This window comes from Candidatus Neptunochlamydia sp. REUL1, assembly GCF_963457595.1.
Classification (GTDB): Bacteria; Chlamydiota; Chlamydiia; order Chlamydiales; family Simkaniaceae; genus Neptunichlamydia.
In genome coordinates, this window is record NZ_OY735137.1 from 1731822 (window position 1) to 1744627 (window position 12806).

Annotated in this window: 14 protein-coding genes; 2 read left to right on the top strand and 12 right to left on the bottom strand. The window is 42.1% G+C overall.

Translation table 11 applies throughout. From position 1 onward, the window contains the following. The first annotated feature begins 129 nt into the window (after positions 1-129). Positions 130-1347, top strand: a complete 1218-nt coding sequence (locus R2I63_RS09290) for a hypothetical protein (RefSeq protein WP_316357119.1) — start codon at positions 130-132, stop codon at positions 1345-1347. A 147-nt stretch (positions 1348-1494) separates the two neighbouring features. On the opposite strand, the gene R2I63_RS09295 is transcribed toward R2I63_RS09290, so the two are convergent. From R2I63_RS09295 to R2I63_RS09340, 10 genes are all read right to left on the bottom strand, one after another. Next, entirely contained in the window at positions 1495-3396 is a 1902-nt protein-coding gene (locus tag R2I63_RS09295; protein WP_316357122.1) for a DUF3604 domain-containing protein, read from the bottom strand. A 118-nt stretch (positions 3397-3514) separates the two neighbouring features. After that, entirely contained in the window at positions 3515-4822 is a 1308-nt protein-coding gene (locus R2I63_RS09300) for a hemolysin family protein (protein ID WP_316357124.1), read from the bottom strand. Next, on the bottom strand, positions 4819-5712 hold the full coding sequence (locus R2I63_RS09305) for an ankyrin repeat domain-containing protein (RefSeq protein ID WP_316357127.1): 894 nt from the start codon (positions 5710-5712) through the stop codon (positions 4819-4821). The genes R2I63_RS09300 and R2I63_RS09305 overlap by 4 nt, the downstream gene beginning before the upstream one ends. Next, the gene (gene ybeY, locus R2I63_RS09310; RefSeq protein ID WP_316357129.1) at positions 5705-6160 is read right to left on the bottom strand and encodes an rRNA maturation RNase YbeY; all 456 of its coding nucleotides are present in this window, start codon (positions 6158-6160) and stop codon (positions 5705-5707) included. Before ybeY ends, R2I63_RS09305 begins: the two co-directional genes overlap by 8 nt. Then, positions 6157-6318, bottom strand: a complete 162-nt coding sequence (locus R2I63_RS09315; RefSeq protein ID WP_316357132.1) for a small basic protein — start codon at positions 6316-6318, stop codon at positions 6157-6159. Before R2I63_RS09315 ends, ybeY begins: the two co-directional genes overlap by 4 nt. A 12-nt stretch (positions 6319-6330) precedes the next feature. Beyond that, positions 6331-6501 carry a hypothetical protein gene (locus R2I63_RS09320; protein ID WP_316357136.1) on the bottom strand — a complete coding sequence of 57 codons (171 nt, stop codon included), beginning with the start codon at positions 6499-6501 and terminating at the stop codon, positions 6331-6333. An 84-nt stretch (positions 6502-6585) separates the two neighbouring features. After that, a complete protein-coding gene (locus R2I63_RS09325) occupies positions 6586-7008 on the bottom strand; it encodes a DNA polymerase III subunit chi (protein ID WP_316357138.1) in 423 nt (140 codons plus the stop codon). Continuing rightward, positions 7005-7637: a DUF502 domain-containing protein gene (locus tag R2I63_RS09330; protein ID WP_316357139.1), complete on the bottom strand. Its 633-nt coding sequence runs from the start codon at positions 7635-7637 to the stop codon at positions 7005-7007. The genes R2I63_RS09325 and R2I63_RS09330 overlap by 4 nt, the downstream gene beginning before the upstream one ends. Continuing rightward, positions 7634-8290, bottom strand: a complete 657-nt coding sequence (locus R2I63_RS09335) for a DUF502 domain-containing protein (protein ID WP_316357141.1) — start codon at positions 8288-8290, stop codon at positions 7634-7636. Before R2I63_RS09335 ends, R2I63_RS09330 begins: the two co-directional genes overlap by 4 nt. Before the next feature lie 62 nt (positions 8291-8352). After that, positions 8353-10347, bottom strand: coding sequence for a ribonuclease R family protein (locus R2I63_RS09340; RefSeq protein ID WP_316357144.1), 1995 nt, complete (start codon positions 10345-10347; stop codon positions 8353-8355). A gap of 53 nt (positions 10348-10400) precedes the next feature. On the opposite strand from R2I63_RS09340, the gene R2I63_RS09345 reads away from it, so the two are divergent. Further along, positions 10401-11264, top strand: a complete 864-nt coding sequence (locus R2I63_RS09345; protein ID WP_316357145.1) for a DUF6969 family protein — start codon at positions 10401-10403, stop codon at positions 11262-11264. Here R2I63_RS09345 and R2I63_RS09350 read toward each other — a convergent pair. Both R2I63_RS09350 and R2I63_RS09355 read right to left on the bottom strand, forming a co-directional pair. After that, on the bottom strand, positions 11233-12426 hold the full coding sequence (locus tag R2I63_RS09350) for an ISAs1 family transposase (RefSeq protein WP_316357147.1): 1194 nt from the start codon (positions 12424-12426) through the stop codon (positions 11233-11235). The two genes, R2I63_RS09345 and R2I63_RS09350, sit on opposite strands and share 32 nt — an antisense overlap. A gap of 130 nt (positions 12427-12556) precedes the next feature. Next, positions 12557-12748 (bottom strand): hypothetical protein, encoded by a 192-nt coding sequence (locus R2I63_RS09355; RefSeq protein WP_316357149.1) that lies wholly within the window; start codon positions 12746-12748, stop codon positions 12557-12559. Between the last annotated feature and the right edge of the window lie 58 nt (positions 12749-12806).

The window sequence follows — 12806 nt, forward strand, 5'->3', positions numbered from 1 at the left end:
CTCGCCTTCAATTTCAATATTTGCTATGATTCTGCCAAATTTAAGGGGTCTCTACGTTATTGCCAACAGGACGTTTCTCAGAAAGCCCTTAGGCTGCTCTAAAAGAACTTCCCCTTATGGAGAGAATGAATGATTGAAGCTTTTCAAAATAATCGTTACCACACCCAGGATGTGTTGGGCTCAGCATGTGCTGCAACGCTTGTCATGCTAGCTAGCAAATATACTCAGCAAATCACCAATTTAACAGCCTTTGCGACAGCTACAAATGGCGCGAGTGTTTTGATTACGGCAAAGTCTATTCATACTCTTTGCACCTCTTCTAAAGCGGGAGAGAAAGCTACTGCTGAAAATACGCTTGTGTTTGCACTATCTGTTGCGACTGTTGCAACAATGCTTAGAGCAACAACTGTTCTCAACTCGCGTCATAATGCTTTCCCAGATTTTAACAAATTTGCTAAACCGCTTTTTGCTACAACTACTGCAACGATTGTTCTGACCCAGGGGGGAATCCAAAGTGTTAAAATGGCACATAGTACATGTCAGGCTTGGGCGCATGATAGAGCTGAGTTTCTTGCTTTAGCAAAAGTTGAAATCGCAAAAGAAGATTTTAATACTAAGGAAAAAATTGATGCTCTAGATGCTGAAGCGATCAATGCTCTTCGTGGGCACATTGAAAGGGTATTGGCATCTCCAGCTGATAGAAATGGTGTTCCTAATAATCTCATTCTTTGGGTGAATACCAGAGCGGGAGCAGGGCAGCTCGAGATAGCAGGTTGGGAAAATATATCTAGGGACCTAGGAATGTTAGACCTCATGCTCGAAGGGGGCTATTTTGCAAAGGATATTATCATTGGGATTCATGACAATATTTTCCAGTGTGTCCCTGTAGAGCTTCAAGGGGGGGCTCCACGAGAAAGAGATGACCTTCTTGCGCGATTCTTAGATAAGTGGTTTCCAAATGAAATTCAATTAGTTCCTGGTGATTCGGCAGCAGTTATGATTGATGAGCTAGGAAAGCTAGACGGAGAAGAGTTTAAAATCATCATTGTTGCATTTAATAGGGCAACAGAAAAAAGTCTTTCTGAAGAGACCACACCAGCGCAGCTCATCCAAGAGCACCTTGAAGCGGTTGTGACGTTAGAAAGAGATGCTTTTGAGGGGCATGAAAAGCTGATTCGTCCCTATGGCTTGCATCAGAGAAATTTTGAACAAGATCTAGGTCTTTTACCGGATGATGTAAGGAGAGAGCTCGGAAGAAATATTCCCGAAGAGAGCTCGATGGATGCATACTATAAGGATCGTATGCTCATCTTAAAAGAGATGATCATCGCTTTGTGCGGGATTTAACTTTTTCCTTCTTGTGACACACGTCGCATTCTTTTTTCTCAGGGTTTCCGCACCGTTTGCAGTTTAAGGGGTGTTTTGATTTCAAGAGTCGTCCCAATCCCAACAACAATGCACATAAAAGAATGAGTGCAGTCGCTAAAATAAAAATCACTTTTTCTTCTTTTCTAAAGTGACAGGAGCTCCTAGATCGATCCAGATCGGGGATGTCCAAGCGATATGCCCGTCTTCTTGCTCTACGCGCATATAATAGTAGACAAAAGGAGGGGACTCGCCCTTTGGTTTTAAAGAGACGCTTTCAAGAGGCTCTTCATCATCAAAGGTAAATTCGAAAGTATCATCTTTGGGACTGAAGGTGTGGAAGGATTTTCCATTCCGGATGACAAGGACTTCTTTAATATGATCGAGTCCCACAGCATATCCCGTGATATGGCGATTATATTCTAAGCCTGGCTTTGCTTTGGTGTTGAGCTCTGACCCCATTGGAGCGCCAGCGATTTCAAGACCCATAATGATGCGTGGTCCTGTTGTCGCATAGCATGATCTTTTATTTACTGCTTGGATTAATCCATCACGGGAGTGGTTTGTAGATAGAATGGCAGTAAGTCCAGGTGTATATTGAACTTGCTCTGCATCGAAAAGATTACTAAAGACACCACGGTCATCTAGCCCCCCGGCAACAAAGCCGAAACGAATATTTTTGTTTAAGGCTTTGCGTATAGACCCTTCCGCTTTTTCTTTCATTCCCTTCTTCCCTTTGGAAGTGATTGGGCGGAGGTTTCCTTCTGCCTTTGTGCACTCCGAAGATCCCCACGCATTGTAAATTTCTACAACCTTTTCATATTCTGGGGCAAAATTGTCAAAGTCAAAGCATGTCTCAGATCCCATTGTGAACATCGGGATCGCAATAAAGTCTTTAGGGGTATGGCTTTTGTAAATCTTTTTCAGGTGGTTAGCCTTACTTTCCTTTTTTCGGAGAATAGGCTTGGAATCCTTGAGATAGATGATTTGTCGGAGGCCCTCTTCAACAGGGGTTCCAGACCACTGCATTCCTAGGAAAGTGGAGAAACGGTCGTCCTCGTTAAACTCAGAGACATGAGATCCAATCCCTTTCCAAACATCGGAGGGAGTTTCTGCCTCACTTTCAAAGGAGGAGCTGCTGTAAAACTGGTGAGCTTCTTCATCCCGCACGTAGCGGAGACAAGACTCAATATTTTTCCCAGCATCATAAAGAGCTGTTTCTCCATGAAAGGTTCCCCAATAGAGTTGTCTATCGGTACTAGAAAAGCACTTGATGGGTGAGGAGAAAAAATCTTCTTCCGTTGAGAGATTCCTTAGTTTAATCTTATAAATCCCGGGCTCGTTGAAATAGAGGTTGGGGAGATTAATAAATCCTGTTTCAGGAACAAAAAGCTTCCAACTGATATTTTCTCGGAGCCGCTCATATGAAAATTCAATTAACGTTCCTTCGGGAGCATTTCCAGTGAGGTTCCCAAATGCGTCTTCAAAGCGGACGATGACATCAAAACGCTGGTTTTTATTGATGACTGAAGGGACAATGATGCGGATTGAATGCAGTATATTTCCCTTCACATCAACGTGGAAAGTCTCACTTTCTTTATACTCTCCCTTCCCCTTAGGGTCAATGTAAAGGTTAAAGGGACGACGACGCAAGGTGTGGTTCTGTGCACGGTTTCCTTTTTTCCCATCATCTGTAGTTTCGGGGCTTCCCATAAAAATAGCAATTTCTTCACCTGCTTTTACGTCACCAGGAAGAGTAAATTCAAACTGTGGAAGGGCATTTTCTGGCGTGGGGACTTCTACTGCATTTAAAGCTTTCTTGCTGGGGATTTGCATCCAGATAAGATTTTTTTTGCTCTTTAAGTTTGTCTGAGGAATTTCCCAGTCAAAAGCACGTCCTTTTGAGCCTAAGTCAAACTTCAGTCGCGCACCCTTGGGTAGGTCATTTGCGGGGGTATAGATGAATTTCCAGGTCTTGGTTTCACCTGCAAGAGCGTTTTTAGGTTCAGCATAACTTATGGAGCGGCGCATACATTTCTCTTTTAAATTTTTATGACCACTGTACTATAAAAATCATAGAATTTCAACCCCAAAATGCTTCCTAGTGCTCTGTCAACTTTAAAAATTGCAGCTCAAAGGTGACAGAGCGCTAGGAAGAGCTTGGAGTGATGAGGACTTGATCGATGACCCTCTCACTGGATGCCAGCACCTCAAGATTGAAGTTATCGTTGTGAATTTTCCATCCTTTTGTAGGGATTGTTCCAGCACGGTGAAAGACATATCCTCCAATGGTATCGTATTCTGGGCCTTTTGGAATGGCAATCTTTAACTCTTTTTCTATATCGAGAATGGTCATTTTTCCATCAACAATGAAACCACCATTAGGGTGGGGTGAGTAGAGTAGTTCTTCTTCAATGACATCGTGCTCATCGGCAATCTCTCCGACAAGCTCTTCAAGGATATCTTCGATTGTGACAATTCCTTCAGTTCCACCATATTCATCAACAACAATGGCTAGGTGAATCTGATTATTTCTGAATTCCTGAAGAAGCTGAGAGATTTTTTTTGTTTCTGGGGAATATAGGATAGGTTTTACTAGTTTTTCTAAAGGTGTTTCAAGGGGCGATTGGTCATTTTTTTCGATACTACGAAAATAATATTCAATGACATCTTTATAGAGAAGAACTCCAATGATGTCATCGACAGTCTCTTTATAAACAGGAATCCTAGAATAGCCCTCGGAAATAAATTTTTGAGCTGCTTCGTGAACTGTTTGGTTCACTGAGAGGGAAAACATATCAATGCGAGGAACCATAATTTCGCGGACAATTCGGTCTCGCATTGAAGCAACTGCACTAATAGTGCGTCTGTCAAAAGGATCAAGGTGAATCGAGAGCTCCGATTCATGAGCCAGTTCTAAAATCTTGTCCTTTACTCGCGCTCTTGAAAATCCATGGGGTTTGGATTGCTCCGGATGAAAGAGGAGCTTTTGAAGCTTTAAGAGAAAAAAGGTAATCGGGGAGAAAATGAAGAGAAAAAAAGTGGTGGGAGGAGTCACAATCCTGAGACAAAGAGAAGGGTTATATCCAGCAATAAATCGGAAGAAAAAGTCAAAAATAAGCGCTACAGCAGCAATGATTCCAATCGCTGACAGAATACGGGGAAAGTGGGGCGACACGTCACCGAAAAAAATAGTAATAAGGTAAAGCAGAAAAGTTGTGGAGTAGAGGAGGCGGAGAAGGTGCTTGGTAAAACTAAGAAGGTAGAAGAGGTTATCCCAAGGATCATGCGAAAATATCCGTTTGATGAAATTATAGGCAAAAAAATAGTGGGGCTTTTTTTTGAATTCTTTCTTGCTCTGAATGCGGCCTAGGGTTTGCAACGCCTTTGTGAGCATTGTAATTGAGCTGGCTCCTAGAATGAAAATCAAAGGAAAAAAAAGAGATTCGGGGCTCATTTTCTCTTCTTTTTATGGTTCGCGAGAGCTTTTTGGATGATTGACACTGCAGTAAGCTCGGAAGGGGTTTTTCCTCCTTCACACTTTATATTAGGGTTGGCTCCATGATCAAGGAGGAGATTTACAACCTCTAACACATTGACGGTGTCAGGATTTAAAACGGCATAATGAAGGGGGGTAAAACCGGTCTGAGATCCTTGGTTAATCGCAGCGTTTACTTGGATTTTTGGATTAGAGAGGAGATAAGAGACAATTTCAGTTTGTGCCTGCATAGCGGCGAAATGCAGGGGGGTGGCTCCTGAGTAGATCGCATCATGTTGGGGAGCATTGACGTCTGTGCTGAGGTGATCGATTAAAATTTTGGCCTCTTCAACAAGTCCTTGCATAGCAGCATAGTGGAGAGGGGTAGCACCATCCGTAGTCCCAAAGTTGGGATTTATATCAGGGTGAGATAAGAGAAGTTCAATTAATGGTGGAGTTTGAGATATTACTGCAACGTGAAGAGGAGTAAAACTTTGCTGATAGGTTTGGTTCACCCGGATTCCCTTGGCCGATAGTAGAAGCTTTGTAGCTTCATAATTTCCATTGGAAACCGCGATGAAAAGAGGTGTCGAATCATATTTATTCTGTGCATTGACATTGACCCCTTTGTCGATCAAAAATGCGACAACTTTTGCCTTGCTTCCCCCTTTTTTTGAGCAACACGCTATGTGCAAGGGAGTATTGCCATCCTTGTCACGTGCATATGTTAACCGGAGCCCCTCTTTTTCATATAGCTCTACGACTTTATCGTAATCTCCATTTAAGTTAGCTCGCAAAAAATCGTTTTCTGGGGTTGCAAAAAGAGCAAAACTGAAAAATACAAGAAAAAAAAACAGATATTTATTCATGAAGTAACACCTTATTTTCTTTAAGATACTCCATTGCAGAATTTTCTTCACCCTGCATAATCATTCTTTCTTTTTCCTCTTGGTCATCAAATCCTAGTAAATGAAGGAGGCCGTGTATAACATAGAGGGAAATTTCAGTATAAGGGTCTTTTTTTTTGCTGCTTGCATATTCAATTCCCACCTCAGGGCAAACAAAAACCTCTCCTAATACCGAGTAGTCTTCTTGTGAATCTTTAGGATGATCAATGGGAAACGAAATACAATCGGTTGGAGTTGGATCGTCAAAAAAATCGTCGTGTAGGCGACAGATCTCTTCTTTTTCAACGAAATGGATACTCACTTCATCACAAGAAACTTGCTTCCATTGAAGGAATGCTTGAACAAGGCGCTCTACCCTTCTCGGAGAAATGGAAAGAGCACGTTGTCGGTTGGCGAACAGAACGTTCACTGCATAGTTGGAGTTTTAGGAAGACCGGTGACTTTTTTATCCTCTCCTTCCTTCCATCGTCCTAATTTTTTAAGGACGTCAATACGCTCAAAGCGTTTTAAAACATTCCGTTGCTTGTCAGATTTGCTTGATTTTCCGTAACTTGGGTGGCGGGACATGATTCAGATTCCTTATTTAACCTTTGGGATAAACACGGTTTGAGAAGCCTCTCCCGTGAAAACGTTTGCGTGCTCTTTAAACCCTTTTGGGAGGTTGTCCTTTTTAGGGCCTGTTTTAACCGACCCGTAGCGAGGCTTGCGAGGGCATCGCTTTAAGCGATCTTTTTTACTTATTCTAGTCATAGGTAGTCTCCAATGTAAACTCAGGATCATACTCTAAGAAAGAGATATTTTCAAGCGATAAATTACAAGTATAGTGCTTTAACTTTAAATCGTGATAATGGTAAACCCAGCCCCTTTGTAGGCCTTATAACTTTCTTGAGCCGCATGATGTCGCTGTGTTGAAGAGAGATCTTCCAGTTCGTAAATTTTGATAAAGGAAAGTTTTTCATTGTCCACGGGCTCTGGGCAGAGGTTTAAAATACTCCGCGCTCCATTAGGATTTTCCTTTGTTGAGGTAAGTACCAAATAGTCATTGCAGGGCTGATCCTTGATAACGTGGGGCAAAAAGCTATCTTGTGGGGAGCGCCAAAGAAGGAGGTCAACATACTCGAGTGCTCTTAAATGGGGAAGCCGGATCAGAAGAGGCTCTTTTTTTTCAAAATATTCTTCCGCTATCTGAACAATCTTTTGTCGCTTCTGAGTGTCATCGTGTACCTGGAAGAGGGTGACCCTTACATCACGACTCATTTTTTTTCTTCTCCAGGGTGGTAAAGACCGCAGGAAAGGAGAAACTTGAAGAGATCTTCAGTCTCAATACTTGTATTTTGAATTTCATTTTGGTTGTACATGACAAGAAATCCGGAGACTGGGTGGGGAGCAGTAGGAATAAAAACAGACTGGAGGCCTTTTTGCTTTTCTTGAATCTGATGGGGCGGTTCTCCTGAAAGTAGGCCCAAGGCTCGACATTTTTCGTGAGGGAAGGGGACGGCTACAGTTCCTTTAAATAGCTTTTTTTTGTCATTGGAAAAGACGCTAGCACTAATCTCTCTAGAGATACGGTAGATGGTTTTGATGATTGGGATTTTATAGAAGACTCTGTGCGCGAAGTTGATGAAACAGGAGAAAGCGAGCTTTCGGCCGAAGAAACCCAATATTAAAATAACAAAGAAAAATATGATAAGAACAACGATTCGACTAATAATAATAAGGAGGTACTTATGCTTTTCGGCAAGTTCGGTTGTTCCGTGCTTCGTAATGATACCTTCCACAGTCCCTGCAAAGGGGGCTGTTAAAAGATCAACGACAAAAACAACGAGAAAGATAGTGACCGCAATCGGGAGAAGCGTAGCGAGGCCTGCTAAAAAAGTTTTTTTCATTCGGGATTTGAGAGGCTTGCGGGGTGTTCGGGAGTAATCACGCCACAGGAAACGATGTATTTAATCGCTTGCTCGGGTTTTAGATCGAGAAAGACGATCTCTTCTTTTTTATACATCAAAAGAAATCCTGTGGTAGGGTTTGGTGTAGTGGGAACAAGCACAGAAAAGAGCTCAGAATCTGCTTTTTCAGAGCATGTTTCTGGAGCCTCTCTTGAGATAAGTCCCATTACATAGGATCCTCCCTTAGGAAAGGGAACCATAACAACTTGTTTGAAAGAGCTTTTGTCAGTGACGAAGATGGTCTTGATAATTTCCTGGGTGGTCTTATACACCTTATTAATCAATGGAATGCGATGGAGGATTTTATCACTTACCGTCAGTAGGGCTTTGAAAAAGAACCACCGTGCAATCATCCCAAGAAAGAGGGTAAAGACAAAAAGGCAAGTCAAGATCAGGAGTTTGCTTCCATAAAGGACAACTTGATCGGGGGTAAGAAACAAAAAACCTTTGTTAATAAGATTGAAATCCTTGAGGAAGCCTGAAACAATTCCAATAAAGGGCTTGGTTAGAAAGTTCACGATAAACACAACAATTGCGATCGTGACGGCAAGGGGCAGTAAAATAACAAGCCCAGTGATAAAATATTTTTTCATGATACAAGAACCTTTTCAATAGATTTTATGCTTACTGGATTTATTGTGCAACAGAAGCTGATTTAGCGCTTCTTCCGTTTTTTGGAAAACTTCTTTTTTTGCCTAGGAAAGCGCTTCTTGGATTTCTTTGGGATACAGTTTAGGGCCCACTTAGTCTCCATAACGATTAAATCAATCTCTTCTAGAAGGACTTCGATCGGCTCGCCAACTTTATAACACTTTCCGCCACTTTGACCGGTTAAGCTTCCTGTATTGCTGTTATATTCGTAATAATCATCCTTTAGGTCAGAGATGTGGATAAACCCTTCATATTGGATGGGGGGGACTTCAAAGGAAATTCCAAACTGTTTTATTTTGCTGACCGTCGCAGTGTAAATTCTGCTGGGATCCTCTGCTTGATAGGAGCGGAGAAGGCGAAGTTTTTTCATTGTAAGAACGCTCATTTCTGCCTTAAAAGAGACTCTCTCTTTCTCAGAACAATCTTTGGCAATGAGGGAGAGATCTTTTTCATTTTTTTCAAAGAGGCGCCGGTGGACGATTAGATCGCTGTAGCGGCGGATAGGACTAGTAAAATGACAGTAGTTTTCGAGAGACAGGCCGTAATGCCCAACATTTTCTTTTGAATAAACGGCGAGTTTCATGCTACGGATATAGGCGATTGAGAGTTGTTCGGCATGAGGGCTACTTTTAGCCAGTTCGAAGAGCTTTTGGATATCTTCAATCTCAACTTTATTTGGAAGGGGAAAACCTAAGCTCCGTGCTAATGCAAAGAAATCGGCAAGGTTGTCATCACCTGGAGGTTCATGGATTCGAAAGATCGCTTGCTTTCCTCGTTTCATGAATTCTTCTGCAACGATTTCATTGGCTTTCAGCATGAACTCTTCCACAAGTTGATGGGTAATATCATACTCGACAATCTCATAGCCGGTGGGATTCCCTTCTTTGTCGATTTTAATAACGACATCGGGAAGCGCCAGGTCGACAGACCCTCTCTTAAATCGTTTCTCCTTTAGAAGAAGGCAAAGCTTTTCCATTCTCTTAAGGGCGTCATAGTGGGGGCTTTTTGCGCTTCCATCAAGGATTTCTTTTGCCCCTTTGTAGGTAAATCGTTTTTGGCTGTTGATAAATCCACGGACAATTGTGTACCCAAGAACAGTTCCCATAGAATCAAGTTCCATAAGAACGGTGATTGTAAGGCGGATAACCTTTTCTTTTAAACTACAAAGGTGGTTCGATAGTTCTTCAGGAAGCATAGGAACACACGCGCCTGGAAAGTAAGTGGAGTTAGAACGCATTTTTGCCTCAATATCAAGAGGAGAGTCCTCTTTAACATAGTGAGAGACATCAGCGATGTGTACCGCGAGATGGAAATGCCCATTTTTATCTTCGCTAAGGGATAGGGCATCATCGAAATCTCGAGCGGTATCGGGGTCGATTGTAAAGGTTTCAAGGTGAGTCAGGTCGGTTCTACCCTCTAGATCCTTTTTCTCTACGTTGCTTGATAGAGCGCTTACCTGACTGGAGACTCTCTTCGGAAACTCTTGGCGTATCCCAAAGTCTTTGATTGCCGCGGGGATATCGGTATGAGCCTGTTCAATCGTTCCTAGCTTGTCGATTACACTGCAGATTGCGGGCTCTTTTTCATCCCCCCAATCGATAACTTTTACAAGAAGGCGGTCCCCAATATTGTACTGAGTTTTGTTACTCTTTTTGACAAGAGCTGTTTTTGACTGGCCTAGAGATTGGATATAAAGAAGATAATCTCCTTTTGATTTAATGATCCAGACAACTCCAACGAGTTCTTCTTTTGACCTTTCAATAATTGAAGAGACTAATCCCTCGGGTCCTTTATCTGGCTTTCTATCAGGAGAAATCACGATTTCAACCCGGTCGCCATCGACGGCATTTCCCTTCAGGTGCTTGGGGATAAAGATATCTTCAGGAAACTTATCACAATCGTCTGGAGAGACAAAAGCAAAGCCTTTGTGATGGACGTGAATCGTGCCTTGAGTCAGAACTCCTTTTGATCCACAAAATTTTTTATTTAACTTTTCCATTATACTTCCTATGATCATATATAAAACTGGCGATAAGAGCAAACGATACCTTTATGAAAAGACTTCGCACGACCCTCACCATCAATTTAATCGGATTAACCGTTCTCTTTGTTTGTCTTTTTGGATATCAAGGAATTACGTCTGGAGGAACCTCTTTTCCTCATCAAAATGTTGTCATTGATACTTCAATATTAAAAAACGAGTTAAACGAATATTCAAGAAAAGATCTAGAAAAAATGCTTCATGCTGGCGAAGAAATTCTCGAGTGGAATGAGATGCTTTCTAAAACGGAGTCTCATGTTGTTGATCAAGTATTAAAGAGGCAGGGGGTGCTTTGGGAGTTAGATCATTGCCCAATGCAGGATACGTTTGATCGGGAGACCTATTCTCAGTATTATTACCATGCTCACCGCAAGGGGGAGCATGGTCACTTTCACCTTTTCCTTCGGCAGGGCGGGATGGAAAAAGACACCTTCCCCATATTCTATGATGCAAGAAACGATACATTAAATGATATCGATACTTATGCTCATCTTATTGCGATTTCAATGGATGATGAAGGGTATCCTTTAGCTCTTTTTACCACCAATCGGTGGGTTACTGGAGAGGACTGGTATACTTCAAGAGATGTAAAAAAGATGGTTGACCGTTTTCGGGTGAATCACGCTCATCCCTCTTATGTTGTGAATCGGTGGCTGAATGCTATGTTGATTCTCTTTCGCCCCCAAATTGATCGCCTAATTGAAGAAAGAGAGACGGCTCTTGAGAGATATGCAAATGGCATTCCTATTAAAAAAGTCCTTGAGGATCATGAGCTTGATATAACTTCAGAGATGCCAATTTCGCTTAAAAAGCAAATTGAAGTCATTCGCACGCAGGGACTTTTCATAAAAAAGACTTTACAGAGATGTCGTTGATTAATATTCCAAGTAGTTTAATAAGATAGCTATCGTTCCACCCAGCTAGCCGCCGTCTCTTTGCTATCCCTTTTGTTCCCTTTGCATCTACCTGAAGTATCGACTGCGCCATTCGCCGAAAAACCGCAAAATTCTCAGGGGCATTACCCGTGCTTATACAACAGGCATCTTCTTTGAAAACTACGTCCATCATCCAATGAAGATGGTTCTCTATTCCCCAGTGCCCTCGCACTAGCTTTATCGCCTCCTGAGGAATTAAAGAAAGGCTTGAGATGTAGTGACGTTTTTCTACGCTAACTTTCCCCCTAACTTCTCGTCTTGAAGTTACTTCGATAAGAGTCTTTAAGTCTTGCCACTCTTCTCGACAGTCTAACCATTCTAGGTTACTGGCTACAGCAACTTCTCGCTCCTCGATTCTTCCATGAGCTTTTTCAATTTTCTTGGCCCTAGCACACTCTGCCCCTTCATATTCAACCTCCCTTGCCTGATCGAAGAAGTTTTGGGCTTCATCATGTAAAGTTCCTTGGTTGCCTTTTAGAGCTATCACGTAATCGCCTCCTGCCCTGCGAATGTCTTCCACAATTTTTTTCTGACAGCCTGCAGCGTCAATAGTGATAATTGATCCTTTGATATCTATGGCTTTTATCAATTCTGGAATGGCAGTAATTTCATTTGATTTTTCCTCTGTTTTGACTTGGCCTAGCAACAAACTTCGACCTGTTTCCCAAGCCGAGACAAGATGAACTGTTTGCTTGGATGCCCCATTGAGCCTTTTACCATCGATTGCGATAATTTGCTTTTTCACTTCAACAGGAAGAGCTTTCATCCATCGAATGAAAGTCTCTTGTAATTTTTGGGGGTTTAGCATAACGAGAAGCCACCAAAACACTGTATAGCTGGGAGGTTTTTTGATTCCAAGAAGCCGTTGGAATAAGCTGATTTTTGTACATGCATACTCATGAATATGGATGATAGCATTAGCCCCAGCTATGACCGCTGCTAAGATAATGACTAGTAGGGCAACCAACGGATACGACAAGTTATCTTTAGCACGTGGGTCTTGGATATCTTTGAATTCTATTTCTATGGACTCAATGAAGGCTTGCTGATCTAGGAGTTGATCTACTTCAGAATAGAACTTGGCCACTTGTTTCTTTGACATAAACACCTCTAAGTTAATCAGAAGTGTTATCTTCTGTTAAATCTTAGTCAATGTCAAAACTTTTTCATGAAAAGTCCCTGATTCGCACGTTGTTAGATGAAAAAGGAGAGCTATTGCTCTCCTTATAACTTTAGTAACGCTTGCAGGGACTGCAAGGCTTACAGGGCTGGTGCGGCGGTGGCGGTGACCTTTTTGGCTGGTCCATGTGGCATGGCGCGCTCTTTCCACGTCCTGGCTGAGCTTCTTTTTTCTCACAAGAAACAAGAAGACCACCAGCAATTATAAGAGTTCCTAGGAATAGAAGCGTAATTTTTTTCATCATAACCTCCGGGATATAACCTAATGTTACCAATAGAGGATTTTTATTAGAGAGTCAACCC

What these genes read in the sequence shown, in the direction of transcription:
- R2I63_RS09290 (WP_316357119.1), top strand. Translation starts at nt 130, where the DNA reads ATGATTGAAGCTTTTCAAAATAATCGTTACCACACCCAGGATGTGTTG.
- R2I63_RS09295 (WP_316357122.1), bottom strand. Translation starts at nt 3,396, where the DNA reads ATGCGCCGCTCCATAAGTTATGCTGAACCTAAAAACGCTCTTGCAGGT.
- R2I63_RS09300 (WP_316357124.1), bottom strand. Translation starts at nt 4,822, where the DNA reads ATGAGCCCCGAATCTCTTTTTTTTCCTTTGATTTTCATTCTAGGAGCC.
- R2I63_RS09305 (WP_316357127.1), bottom strand. Translation starts at nt 5,712, where the DNA reads ATGAATAAATATCTGTTTTTTTTTCTTGTATTTTTCAGTTTTGCTCTT.
- R2I63_RS09315 (WP_316357132.1), bottom strand. Translation starts at nt 6,318, where the DNA reads ATGTCCCGCCACCCAAGTTACGGAAAATCAAGCAAATCTGACAAGCAA.
- R2I63_RS09320 (WP_316357136.1), bottom strand. Translation starts at nt 6,501, where the DNA reads ATGACTAGAATAAGTAAAAAAGATCGCTTAAAGCGATGCCCTCGCAAG.
- R2I63_RS09325 (WP_316357138.1), bottom strand. Translation starts at nt 7,008, where the DNA reads ATGAGTCGTGATGTAAGGGTCACCCTCTTCCAGGTACACGATGACACT.
- R2I63_RS09330 (WP_316357139.1), bottom strand. Translation starts at nt 7,637, where the DNA reads ATGAAAAAAACTTTTTTAGCAGGCCTCGCTACGCTTCTCCCGATTGCG.
- R2I63_RS09335 (WP_316357141.1), bottom strand. Translation starts at nt 8,290, where the DNA reads ATGAAAAAATATTTTATCACTGGGCTTGTTATTTTACTGCCCCTTGCC.
- R2I63_RS09340 (WP_316357144.1), bottom strand. Translation starts at nt 10,347, where the DNA reads ATGGAAAAGTTAAATAAAAAATTTTGTGGATCAAAAGGAGTTCTGACT.
- R2I63_RS09345 (WP_316357145.1), top strand. Translation starts at nt 10,401, where the DNA reads ATGAAAAGACTTCGCACGACCCTCACCATCAATTTAATCGGATTAACC.
- R2I63_RS09350 (WP_316357147.1), bottom strand. Translation starts at nt 12,426, where the DNA reads ATGTCAAAGAAACAAGTGGCCAAGTTCTATTCTGAAGTAGATCAACTC.
- R2I63_RS09355 (WP_316357149.1), bottom strand. Translation starts at nt 12,748, where the DNA reads ATGATGAAAAAAATTACGCTTCTATTCCTAGGAACTCTTATAATTGCT.